The following is an 11,807-nucleotide window of genomic DNA, read 5'->3' as shown; positions in this document are numbered from 1 at the left end:
TTGGGGCACCGGTATGATTTTGCCTCCGCTGTCGAGGCGGGGTGTAGCGCAGTCTGGTAGCGCGCCTGCTTTGGGAGCAGGATGTCGGGGGTTCGAATCCCTCCACCCCGACCAACCAACTGGCAGGTCGGGGCGTTAGGTTTCTATGGTGGGCGTAGCTCAGTTGGTAGAGCTCCGGATTGTGGCTCCGGTGGTCGTGGGTTCAAGTCCCATCGCTCACCCCATTTTTCTGATGGGCCGTTAGCTCAATTGGTAGAGCAGCTGACTCTTAATCAGTAGGTTTGGGGTTCGAGTCCCTAACGGCCCACCATTTTCTGAGTGATATTGGCCACCCATTTTCCTTGATGACGAGCAATTTCTAGCTCGCGATCATCTGGCTGACGCGACCCATCACCCCCGGCAAGCGTTGATGCACCATACGGCGTTCCGCCACTGACTTTTGAGATGTCAAACTGTACCGGGTTCGTGTATCCCAGGGGCACGATCACCATGCCGTGGTGAGCCAATGTTGTCCACGTTGAGGTAATAGTTTGCTCTTGCCCACCACCGGTGCCGGTGGAAGTGAACACACTGGCAACCTTGCCAGCAAGCGCGCCGTTGGCCCAAAGCCCGCCGGTTTGATCGAGGAAGGTCCGCATTTGACCGGTCATGTTGCCAAATCGAGTGGGCGTGCCAAAAATGATGGCATCGTAATCGGCCAGTTCTTCGGGTTTTGCAACCGCGGCGGTTTGATCGGTTTTACCGCCGGCGGCGCTAAATGCCTCTTCGGGCATTGTCTCAGGCACACGTTTGATGTGCACTTCGGTGCCAGAAACGCTGCGTGCGCCTTCGGCCACGCGCTGCGCCATCGTCTCAATATGCCCGTACATCGAATAGTAAAGAACCAAGATCTTGCTCATTGGGAATACTCCTTTGTGTGAATTACTGGCGGATGCCTTCGACTTCAAGGGTTAGATAGACGGTTTCGCTATCGGGGCCGAGTTCATAGTCGATTCCGTAATCTTTGAGCTGAAAATCTGCAACCGCAGAAAACCCGACACGCTCATTGCCCCAAGGATCCGTACCCTGGCCAATTTTTTCGACGGTGAGTGTGATGGGGCGGGTCACGCCATTCAAGGTGAAATCGCCTTCCATAATGGCGGTATTGTCGCCAGTGGGCTCGTACGAGGTGCTGATGAAGCGCGCTTCGGGGTGCGCTTCAACATGCAGAAAATCAGCGCTGCGCAGGTGCTCGTCGCGTTCTTGATGGGCCGAGTCGATGCTAGCCGTATCGATCGTTACGTTGATTTGGGAAGCTTCTGGATTGTTAGGGTCATAATTAAACTGGCCGGTAAAGTCGTTAAATCGGCCGGTGAGCCAACTAAAGCCCAAGTGATTGACACGAAAGTTAATCGACGCATGCGCGCCTTCGGTGTCGATAATGTAATCAGCGGCTGTTGCTGACCCGGTGGTAACGGCGCCGGCTAGGGCTAGCGTGACGAGACTGGAGCGAAAAAGTGTTGAAATTGTCATGCAGTAAAACTCCTATTTAAGTGATGGAAAGAGTGTGGCATTGTTTAGCAAATGCGCCTAATGAATAATTTGCATTAAAACTATGCATCAAGTGAATTTAAGATCCGTCGATTTGAATCTTCTGGTAGTGCTAGAAGCACTTCTGACGGAATGTCATGTCACACACGCCGCAAAGCGATTGGGCATGAGTCAGCCGGCGGTGAGTCGTGCGCTGAGTCGGTTGCGGGTGGTATTTCAGGATCCGCTGCTGATTCGGGGGGCTGATGGTTTTGTCTTAACCGAGCGGGCTCAGCAGTTAAAACAACCGCTGGCGGACGTGCTGGCTGGTATTCAACATCTATTAACGCCCATGCGCTTTGACCCGGCCTTGTCTAAAGCGGCTATCCGTATTGGGTGCTTGGATTTGGAAGCGGCCGTGTATTTGAACGGGTTGGTACCATTGCTGCGGCAAAAAGCGCCAGGAATGCATTTAGATATTGACTCGCATCCTGATGATTTCTTTGGCCGACTGGCTGATGGCGATTTGCATTTGGCTATTAGCGGGCTGGAGCCGGATGCGCACCTAGATCAATTTCATCGGCGAATACTGGATAACAGTCACTTGGAATGCTTAATGGGGCAAAACAACTCATTGGCAACTGGTGAAATGACCGTTGAGCGATACCTAGCAGCAAACCACGGTGTGGTTTCGATTACCGGAAAAGGGCCGGCGATTATGGACGAGAGGCTCTCTGCGCTGGGGCTTTCGCGCAATGTTGTGCTGCGCCTATCGAGTTTTTTGAATGTGCCTGATGCCTGCGCACAGAGTGATTTGGTCTTTGCGCTGCCCGCGCGACTAGGCGCGCGCTTGGCCCGCGAGCACCCGTTGATGAGTCGACCTTTACCTGTGGAGCTTCAAACTGAGAGTTTGCCCATTTACTTATACTGGCATCACCGGCATCATCACGATCCCATGCAACAATGGGTTCGGCAGCAGTTTGATCAGCTTGCATGAGGATTGATGATCGACGGCTCCCGATGCATGCAGTTATACTTCCTGAATCGCGAAAGTGGCGGAACTGGTAGACGCGCTGGGTTTAGGTCCCAGTGGGGTTTGTCCCCCGTGCGAGTTCGAGTCTCGCCTTTCGCACCAATTCATTAGAGGTGAGTAATGCAAGTATCGGTGGAAACGGCCGAGGGCCTTAAGCGACGGCTAAAAGTTCAGGTGCCCTCATCCCGGGTAGAAGAAGCAGTTCAAAACCGGTTGCGCGATATGCGCGGCAAAGTAAAGCTGCAGGGGTTTAGGCCCGGCAAAGTGCCGTTTAAGGTGGTTGAGAAGCGCTACGGGCCGCAAGTGCGTGGCGAAGTGCTGGATGAGGTTGTCCGCAGTACGTATGCGGAAGCATTAGAGGAAAACGCGCTGCGTCCTGCTGGCGCGCCAGAAATCCAACCGCTTAACCTTGAGGCTGGCCAAGACCTTGAGTATGAGGCGAGCTTTGAGATTATTCCCACCATAGAAATCCAAGGCATAGAGTCGATTGAACTGACGCGTCCTGCGGTGGATATCGCCGATGAAGACATCGATCGAATTCTGCAGCGACTGCTGCGTCAGCATGCCGACTATTCTGAAATTGATCGCGCGGCTGCAGAGGGCGATCGAATCACCATTGATTTTGAGGGCAAGGTTGATGGTGAAGATTTTGCGGGCAACACCGGTGAAGATGTGCCTGTCCCGCTCGGTGAGGGTCAAATGCCTGGCCCCTTCGAAGAGCAACTGATTGGTTTGAAAGCGGGTGATGAGAAAACGCTGGATTATGAATTTCCTGAGGCGTTTCCTGACGAGCAGATTGCCGGTAAGACGGCGCAGTTTGTGGTGAAGGTTAAGCAGGTTGAAGCGCCTGAACTGCCTGAAGCAGACGATGCCTTTGCTGAAAAGTTAGGTATGGAAGGTGGCATCGAGGCAGTACGCAATCGCATTGCAGAAAGCTTAGAGCGAGAACGTGACCAAGCCGTGCGAACTCGGCTTAAGGGCCAAGTTATGGATGCGCTGCTTGAAAAGCATGATATTGAACTCCCGCAAACTTTGGTGGACCAAGAAATAGAGCAGATTCGTCAACAATCAGCCGCCACCGATGATGATTCACTGCAAAGTGACCATTACGAAAAAGAAGCCCGGCGGCGGGTGACTTTGGGCCTGGTTGTTAACGAAATTGTGCGGAGCAATCAAATTCAGCTCGACGCAGAGCGTTTGCAGCAGGCCCTGCGCCGTGTGGCGTCTGGCTACGAGCAGCCTGAGCAGGTCATGCAGTATTACGTGCAAAACCAAGAGCTCATGCAATCACTGCAGATGCAGGTAATGGAAGATCAGGTGGTTGATTGGGTGGTTGAGCAAGCACAAGTGTCTGACGAAACAATGAGTTTAGACGCCCTGACGAAAAACGAGGAGCAAAACGGATGAGCGATAGCCAGCACGGCGACCCAACAGTAGCCTCTGGTCTAGTGCCTATGGTGGTCGAGCAGACCGCCCGCGGAGAGCGTGCCTACGACATTTTTTCGCGACTGTTAAAAGAGCGCGTGATTTTTTTAGTCGGGCCGGTGGAAGACCATGGCGCTAACTTATTAATTGCCCAGCTTTTGTTCCTTGAATCAGAAAATCCAGATAAGGATATTCATTTTTACATTAATAGCCCCGGTGGCGTGGTTACCGCAGGGCTTGCCATCTACGACACCATGCAGTTCATTAAGCCCGACATTAGCACGGTGTGCATTGGTCAGGCAGCAAGCATGGGGTCGTTTCTGTTGGCTGGAGGTGCGCCGGGTAAACGGTTTGCGCTGCCAAATTCGCGGGTGATGATTCATCAGCCGCTAGGTGGCTTCCAAGGCCAGGCAACCGACATCGACATTCATGCCAAAGAAATTTTGAGCATGCGAGATCGGCTCAATCAAATTTTAGCCAATCACACAGGCCAAAGCGTTGAGACGATTGCGCACGACACAGAGCGCGATAACTTTATGTCGCCTGAGGCTGCGCGTGACTATGGCATTATCGATAAAGTGCTAACAGATCGGTCCAGCTTGCCAGTTGAGGCGTAAAGACGGTTGCGCGTTAAAGCAAAACCGGGCATGGTCAAAGTATTAATGACCCGAAGCTGCAGAGGTAGTCTATGACTGACAACGATAACAGCGGTCGTGGCGATGAGAGCGGAAAGCTGCTTTATTGCTCATTCTGCGGCAAAAGCCAGCACGAAGTTCGTAAACTAATCGCGGGGCCTTCGGTCTTTGTTTGCGACGAATGTGTTGAGCTGTGTAACGATATTATTCGTGAAGAGATGGAAGAGAAAACGAGCGAAGGCAACGCTCGGCTTCCCAAACCGCACGAGCTTAAGCTTGCACTCGATGAGCATGTAATTGGCCAAGAGCATGCCAAAAAGGTGCTGGCTGTTGCGGTTTATAACCACTACAAGCGGATGCACGCCAGCCACGGCAAAGAAGATGTAGAGCTGAGCAAGAGTAATATTTTGCTGATTGGGCCTACCGGCTCGGGCAAGACGTTGCTTGCACAGACGCTAGCGCGGTTGCTCGATGTGCCGTTTACCATTGCCGACGCCACCACGCTAACCGAAGCCGGTTATGTGGGCGAAGATGTTGAAAACATCATTCAAAAGCTGCTGCAAAAATGTGACTACGATGTTGATAAAGCGCAGCAGGGTATTGTTTATATTGATGAAATCGACAAAGTGTCGCGCAAGGCAGAAAATCCGTCCATCACCCGAGATGTCTCCGGCGAAGGGGTGCAGCAAGCCTTGCTGAAATTGATCGAAGGCACTACAGCCTCTGTCCCACCGCAAGGGGGGCGTAAGCATCCACAACAAGAATTCTTGCAGGTGGATACCAGTAATATTCTGTTTATTTGTGGTGGTGCTTTTGCTGGGCTTGAGAAGGTAATTCAACGCCGATCTGAGCCCGGTGGTATTGGGTTTTCCGCAGAGATAAAAGGCGAAGCACAGCGCCGCGGCGTTGGCGATACCCTTCGTGATGTCGAGCCAGAAGACTTGGTTCGCTATGGGCTAATTCCTGAATTCGTGGGGCGGTTGCCGGTGGTCGCAACGCTTAATGAGCTCGACGAAGAGGCCCTTATCCAGATTTTGCGCGAACCGAAAAACGCGTTGGTTAAACAATTCCAGCGTCTTTTCGAGATGGAAGGCGTAGAGCTTGAGTTTCGCGATGACGCGTTGCGTGAAGTGGCTCGGAAAGCCATTAAGCGCAATACGGGGGCGCGTGGGTTGCGCACCCTTGTCGAGCATGTGTTACTCAATACGATGTACGACCTACCCTCATTGGAAAATGTCAGCAAGGTGGTTGTAGATGACGCCGTGATTCGAGGCGAATCATCCCCCTACCTGATCTACGATGGATCGGAGCAGCCAGCGGCCGCTTCCGACTGAGGAAACTATGATCGATATCAAAAAGGGCGCCGGCAGCTTTGTCGCGCCCGTGCTCCCGTTGCGAGACGTAGTGGTTTATCCACATATGGTGATTCCGCTGTTTGTGGGGCGCGAAAAGTCGATTGCCGCGCTGGAATCGGCCATGGCTGAGGACAAGCGTATTTTGCTGGTCGCTCAGCACAGCGCTGAGGTTGACGACCCTGCCGCCGACAACATCTATGCCGTTGGCACGATGGCTAATATTCTGCAGATGCTCAAGCTGCCCGATGGCACCGTGAAGGTGCTCGTGGAGGGGGTTGAGCGAGCCACGGTTAAAGACTTGGATGTTGAGAGTGAATTCTATACTGCCACAGCCAATGTGGTTGTTGAGCCTAGCTTTGCAGACGATCGTGAAGTGGACGCGATGGCGCGCTCATTGCTCTCGATGTTTGAGCAGTACGTGAAGCTGAACAAAAAGATTCCGCCGGAGATTTTGTCCTCTTTGCAGGGGATTGATGAATTTGGTCGCCTGGCCGACACGGTAGCGGCCCACATGAGCCTGAAGGTGGACGATAAGCAAACCATACTGGAGATTCTCGATGTGCCTGCGCGCATGGAGCATCTGATCGGTCTGATTGATGGTGAGCTCGACATTCTGCAGGTCGAAAAGCGGATTCGCGGGCGTGTTAAGCAGCAAATGGAAAAATCGCAGCGTGAGTATTATTTGAATGAGCAAATGAAAGCCATTCAAAAAGAGCTCGGTGAGCTTGACGATGTGCCCAACGAAATTGAAGACCTTGAGCAGAAGATAGAAAAGGCCAAAATGCCGAAGGAAGCGCGTGAGAAAGCCGAGCAAGAGCTCGCCAAAATGCGCATGATGCCCTCGATGTCTGCCGAGGCCACGGTGGTGCGGAATTATCTGGAATGGATGGTTGCGTTGCCTTGGCATCACCGAACACGCGTGCGTCACGACTTAGCCCGGGCTGAGTCGATTTTGGATGCTGACCATTATGGCTTAGAGAAGGTCAAAGAGCGGATTTTAGAGTACTTAGCGGTCCAGCAAAGGGTTCGTAAGCTCAAGGGGCCGATTCTGTGCTTAGTTGGCCCGCCTGGCGTGGGCAAAACCTCATTAGGCGAATCCATTGCCCGTGCAATTAACCGCCGGTTTGTGCGAATGTCTCTCGGTGGTGTGCGGGATGAGGCGGAAATTCGTGGTCATCGGCGCACCTACATTGGGTCTTTGCCCGGCAAGATTGTGCAAAAGCTCGCAAAGGTAGAAGCTCGGAATCCGCTATTCCTGCTTGATGAAATCGACAAAATGGCGATGGATTTTCGGGGTGATCCGGCTTCGGCTTTGCTCGAAGTGCTCGATCCTGAGCAGAACGCCACGTTTAATGATCACTATCTTGAAGTCGACTTCGATCTCTCGGATGTCATGTTTGTTTGTACGGCAAATACGATGAATATTCCGGGTCCACTTCTGGATCGTATGGAAGTGATTCGTTTGTCGGGTTATACCGAAGAAGAAAAAGTTAATATCGCGCGCAACTATTTGGTACCTAAGCAGAAAAAAGCGAATGGTTTGCGAGATGGCGAGCTGGTAATTAGTGACAATGCGCTGCGCGACATGGTTCGTTTTTACACGCGAGAGGCGGGTGTGCGTGGACTTGAGCGTGAGGTAGCGAAAGTTGCCCGACGTGTTGTGAAAGATGTGTTAGTCACACCAAGAGATCGTGCGGTGCAAGTGGATACCCGTAATCTTGATAAGTATTTGGGCGTTCGTCGTCATCGGTACGGCATCGCTGAGAGCGAAGATCAGGTGGGCCGGGTCACTGGCTTGGCGTGGACAGAGGTGGGCGGTGAATTACTGACCATCGAAAGTGCGGTAATGCCGGGTAAAGGCCGCTTGCAAAATACCGGGCAGCTTGGCGATGTGATGAAAGAATCGATTCACGCGGCATTGACCGTGGTGCGCAGCCGAGCCCGTGCGTTAGGGATAGAGCCAGGCTTTCATCAGGCGCACGATATTCACATCCACGTGCCTGAGGGTGCGATTCCCAAAGATGGACCGAGTGCCGGGGTGGGGATGTGCACGGCATTAGTCTCTGCGCTTACCGGTATCCCGGTGCGAGCCAATGTGGCAATGACCGGAGAGATCACGTTGCGGGGCGAGGTTTTGCCTATTGGGGGGCTAAAGGAAAAGCTGCTGGCGGCCCTGCGTGGCGGTATAGGTACCGTGCTGATTCCTGAGGAAAACCGTAAGGATTTGGCAGAGATCTCCGCCGATATTAAGGGTAAACTTCGCATCTTGCCGGTTCAGTGGATAGACGAAGTGCTAGATGTTGCACTATCGGCTAAGCCCACACCGCTGGCCGAAGATGCCGATGGGCATCGCGATGAGACGACGCCATCGGATGCGAAAAAACCCGAAATCGCGCGTCCGCATTAAGCTGTACTCATATTCAGGTAATTGACATACTTGAGATGCGCCGGCTAAATGCTTACCTGTAATTGGGCGTTGAGCGTACCGGGTTTCAACGCTACAGTGAGAAACACTAGGGTGTTTAGCTTTTCGGGCTGCCTAGTTTATTTGCCTTCAACACAAAAGGGATGAATTGCATGAATAAATCAGAATTAATCGATGCCGTCGCCGAATCAGCAGGTATTTCCAAAGCAGCAGCTGCAAGTGCGGTTGATGGTTTTGCCGAGGCGGTTAAGGGGGCACTAAAAAAAGGTGACCAGGTTACATTGGTAGGCTTTGGTACGTTTACTGTGCGCGATCGCGCCGCACGGAGTGGTCGTAACCCGCGCACGGGTGCTGCGATTAACATTCCTGCTTCCAAGGTTCCTGGCTTTAAGGCTGGTAAGGCGCTTAAGGATGCCGTAAACTAAGGATTGCTTTCTTGGGTGGTTAGCTCAGTTGGGAGAGCGTCGCCCTTACAAGGCGAATGTCGGGGGTTCGAACCCCTCACCACCCACCATTAAGAAGATTCGGAGCGGTAGTTCAGCTGGTTAGAATGCCGGCCTGTCACGCCGGAGGTCGCGGGTTCAAATCCCGTCCGCTCCGCCATATGTCCCATCATCAAGAAGGCGCCGTTGGCGCCTTTTTGGTTTACGGAAAAAGGTTATGCTGCAAGCGATTAGAGACCGAACCCAGGGTTGGATTGCCTACGTTATCGTTGCCATTTTGGTTGTGCCGTTCGCTCTATTTGGCCTGTATAACTATGTAGGCGGCGGCGGGGCGCAGGAAGCCGCCAGCGTTGATGGTGAAGAAATCTCTCGGCAGCAGTTTGACCAGGCATGGCAGCAACGCCAATCCGAGCTGCGTCAAGTATTGGGCGATCAGTTTGATTTAAGCCAACTAGATAGCACAGCTCTGCGGCGCGATACACTGAATGAGCTGATCGATCGGCAGCTTTTGATTAATTTCTCTGAGGAATATGGGCTTCGTGTTAGTGATGCAGACGTTGTGCAGGCCCTTCGCTCCCAGCCACTGTTTCAGGTAGATGGTCGGTTTTCTTCTGAGCGTTACCGCGATTTGCTAGCGCAGAATCGTCTCTCAGCCGAAGCCTATGAGTCTCAGTTGCGCCGTGATTTAATTCTTGATTTGGTAGCGCGCTCTTTGGGCGTTAGCACGTTTGTTAACAGCCGTGAACTTGATCAAGTGATTGCGCTGCAGTGGCAAGAGCGACGCATTGGGTGGGTCGAAGTGCCGCAGTCGGTGTTTGTTGACGATGTGTCACTGTCGCAAAGCCAAGTCGAGGACTATTTTGCCGAAACCGCAGCGCAGTATCAGCAGCCAGAACAGGTTCAATTAGAGTATGTATTACTCGATCCTGCTGAGCTTGAGCAGCAGGTAGATATTACCGATGAACAAATCGCGGCGCGTTATCAGCAAATGCAAACCGCAGCACAATCGCAGTCAGCTCGCCAAATCAGGCATATCTTGACGGAGACTGAAGCAGAAATTACGGCTGCTCTTGAGGCATTAGAGCAGGGCGATTCCTTTGCGCAGGTGGCCAGTAACCTGTCCATAGATCGGGGCTCTGCGGGCAATGGCGGTGCGCTGGGGTTATTGCAACAAGGTGATGTTGAAGAAGCATTTGCCAATGCGGCCTGGGCGCTAGCAGAAGGGCAGCGCAGTCAGCCGGTCCAGACGTCAGCCGGCTGGCACATCATTGAGGTGACTGAGATTCGAGAATCCTCGCTGGCGCCATTAGATGAGATGGCCAACGAAATTGCTGATGAGCTAGCCGCTGCTGAGGCAGATCGGCTGTTATTCGAACAAGGCAATACGCTTGATACATTGGCGTTTGAGAATCCCGACTCGTTAGAGCCAGCGGCTAATGCATTGGGGGTTTCAATTCGCACCACTGATTGGGTGAGTCGTAACGAAGATGGCGATGGTTTTGTTAGCGAGCCAGCCGTGCTCAGTGCGGCCTTCAGCCAGCCTGTGCTAGAGCGCAGAGAAAACTCTCAGTTATTGGAGCTTAGCGGTGGGCAATACGCGGTTGTGCGTGTCAGTCAGTATCGAGAAGCGCGTGAGCAAACATTAGACGAAGTGCGTGAGCAGGTAGAGTCAAAACTACGCAATGAGCTGGCGAGTCAGGCGGCTCAAGAAGCCGCTGATCGAATTGCTGGCCGGATAGTGGCCGATCAGCCATTAACTAACGCCGTTGATGCTGATTTGATGGCAGACGCAGTGGTGGCTGAGCCCCGTTGGGTGCAACGAGGTGCTTCCGATGTACCAAGTGGCGTGCGAAGCGCGGCTTTCAGGCTACCACGCGTTGAGGGCAGCACAGCAGTTGATACCATTCAAACAGAAACCGGCTGGGCCGTTTTGCAGCTCAGCGGTGTGCGTGATGGGGATCAAGACGATGTCGATGAAGCGATGAGGGAGCAGTTGGTCCAATCGCTTCGGCAGATTGATGGGGAGATTGCTTTTGAAGCCATCCTCGCCGAGCTACGCGCTCAGGCGAGGATTCGGGTTAACGAAGATCTATTTAACTAATCTTCTGCGCTACCAAGTGCACTTCCAGAAAGTGCAATGGCATGGAAGCCACCATCGACATGCAAAACCTCACCAGTAATGCCCGAAGCCAGATTAGAGCAGATAAACGCGCTGGCATTACCCACCTCCTCGATGTCAACGTTTCTTCGCAACGGCGCTGAGGCGGCGTTGTGGTCGAGCATTTTTCGGAAGTCGCCAATACCTGATGCTGCTAATGTTCGAATAGGCCCTGCAGAAATGGCGTTAACGCGAATGCCCTCAGGCCCAAGATCATTGGCCATGTACCGCACGGCTGCCTCTAGGCTGGCTTTGGCTGGCCCCATCACGTTGTAGTTGGGCAGGGCGCGTTCTCCGCCCAGATAGGTCAATGTCAGCAAGCTGCCACCGCGCCCCTGCATTAATGGACGCGCAGCACGTGCCAATGCAACAAAGCTATAAGCACTTATATCGTGCGTTAGTGCATATCCAGCGCGAGTGGTGTTATCGACAAAAGAGCCTTCAAGCTCTTCTCTCGGCGCAAATCCCACGGCATGCACCACAATATCTAATGCACCCCAGTGCGTTTTAAGATGTTCAAATACAGCGTCGATCTGTGCATCGTCGCTCACATCCAACGGTAGAACCGGGCCATTGCCACAGGCGGCGGCGCACTGCTCTACACGACTTTTTAATTTTTCAGTTTGATAAGTCAGAGCAACTTCTGCTCCTTCTCTATACATTGCCTCTGCAATACCCCATGCGATGGAGCGGTTACTGGCAACACCAACAATCAATGCTTTACGGTTAGTGAGAAAACCCATGGGAACCTCTTTGCCCGAGTGATAATCCGAAGTACGTTACTTAAAACCGCTTCGATCGCCAAGCGGCCAATGTTATCGTTT

At 52.8% G+C, this 11,807-nt stretch carries 10 protein-coding genes and 6 tRNA genes; 13 read left to right on the top strand and 3 right to left on the bottom strand.

Going from position 1 to position 11,807, the window contains the following annotated elements; all coding sequences use genetic code 11:
* Window positions 1–37: 37 nt before the first annotated feature.
* From GH984_RS02395 to GH984_RS02385, 3 genes are all read left to right on the top strand, one after another.
* Window positions 38–114 (top strand) — tRNA-Pro (locus tag GH984_RS02395).
* Window positions 115–148: 34 nt separating this feature from the next.
* Window positions 149–224 (top strand) — tRNA-His (locus tag GH984_RS02390).
* Window positions 225–234: 10 nt separating this feature from the next.
* A tRNA-Lys gene (locus GH984_RS02385) sits at window positions 235–310 on the top strand.
* On the opposite strand, the gene wrbA is transcribed toward GH984_RS02385, so the two are convergent.
* Together wrbA and GH984_RS02375 are read right to left on the bottom strand one after the other, a co-directional pair.
* On the bottom strand, window positions 297–899 hold the full coding sequence (gene wrbA, locus GH984_RS02380; protein ID WP_153718596.1) for an NAD(P)H:quinone oxidoreductase: 603 nt from the start codon (window positions 897–899) through the stop codon (window positions 297–299). The genes GH984_RS02385 and wrbA overlap by 14 nt on opposite strands.
* Window positions 900–921: 22 nt before the next feature.
* The gene (locus GH984_RS02375; protein WP_153718595.1) at window positions 922–1,512 is read right to left on the bottom strand and encodes a YceI family protein; all 591 of its coding nucleotides are present in this window, start codon (window positions 1,510–1,512) and stop codon (window positions 922–924) included.
* A gap of 112 nt (window positions 1,513–1,624) precedes the next feature.
* Between GH984_RS02375 and GH984_RS02370 the strand changes: the two genes are divergently transcribed.
* From GH984_RS02370 to GH984_RS02325, 10 genes are all read left to right on the top strand, one after another.
* Window positions 1,625–2,506, top strand: a complete 882-nt coding sequence (locus GH984_RS02370; RefSeq protein ID WP_172973139.1) for a LysR family transcriptional regulator — start codon at window positions 1,625–1,627, stop codon at window positions 2,504–2,506.
* Window positions 2,507–2,555: 49 nt separating this feature from the next.
* Window positions 2,556–2,644, top strand: a tRNA-Leu gene (locus tag GH984_RS02365).
* 18 nt (window positions 2,645–2,662) lie between these two features.
* Complete coding sequence (gene tig / locus GH984_RS02360) at window positions 2,663–3,949, top strand: trigger factor (protein ID WP_153718593.1); 1,287 nt, start codon at window positions 2,663–2,665, stop codon at window positions 3,947–3,949.
* On the top strand, window positions 3,946–4,584 hold the full coding sequence (clpP, locus tag GH984_RS02355) for an ATP-dependent Clp endopeptidase proteolytic subunit ClpP (protein WP_153718592.1): 639 nt from the start codon (window positions 3,946–3,948) through the stop codon (window positions 4,582–4,584). Before tig ends, clpP begins: the two co-directional genes overlap by 4 nt.
* Window positions 4,585–4,655: 71 nt before the next feature.
* Window positions 4,656–5,936: an ATP-dependent Clp protease ATP-binding subunit ClpX gene (gene clpX, locus GH984_RS02350; protein ID WP_153718591.1), complete on the top strand. Its 1,281-nt coding sequence runs from the start codon at window positions 4,656–4,658 to the stop codon at window positions 5,934–5,936.
* Window positions 5,937–5,943: 7 nt separating this feature from the next.
* Window positions 5,944–8,364: an endopeptidase La gene (gene lon, locus GH984_RS02345; RefSeq protein ID WP_153718590.1), complete on the top strand. Its 2,421-nt coding sequence runs from the start codon at window positions 5,944–5,946 to the stop codon at window positions 8,362–8,364.
* Window positions 8,365–8,534: 170 nt separating this feature from the next.
* Window positions 8,535–8,807, top strand: a complete 273-nt coding sequence (gene hbs / locus GH984_RS02340; protein WP_153718589.1) for a non-specific DNA-binding protein Hbs — start codon at window positions 8,535–8,537, stop codon at window positions 8,805–8,807.
* A gap of 13 nt (window positions 8,808–8,820) precedes the next feature.
* Window positions 8,821–8,896 (top strand) — tRNA-Val (locus GH984_RS02335).
* A 12-nt stretch (window positions 8,897–8,908) separates the two neighbouring features.
* Window positions 8,909–8,985 (top strand) — tRNA-Asp (locus tag GH984_RS02330).
* Window positions 8,986–9,042: 57 nt separating this feature from the next.
* Window positions 9,043–10,926 (top strand): SurA N-terminal domain-containing protein, encoded by a 1,884-nt coding sequence (locus GH984_RS02325; protein WP_153718588.1) that lies wholly within the window; start codon window positions 9,043–9,045, stop codon window positions 10,924–10,926.
* Here the strand turns inward: GH984_RS02325 and GH984_RS02320 are convergent.
* Window positions 10,923–11,726, bottom strand: coding sequence for an enoyl-ACP reductase FabI (locus GH984_RS02320; RefSeq protein WP_153718587.1), 804 nt, complete (start codon window positions 11,724–11,726; stop codon window positions 10,923–10,925). The two genes, GH984_RS02325 and GH984_RS02320, sit on opposite strands and share 4 nt — an antisense overlap.
* Window positions 11,727–11,807 lie beyond the last annotated feature (81 nt).

The organism is Spiribacter salilacus (assembly GCF_009649225.1).
GTDB classification, from domain to species: Bacteria; Pseudomonadota; Gammaproteobacteria; order Nitrococcales; family Nitrococcaceae; genus Spiribacter; species Spiribacter salilacus.
Note: the sequence above shows the minus strand (reverse complement) of the source record. Positions and strands in the feature narration are given on the sequence as shown.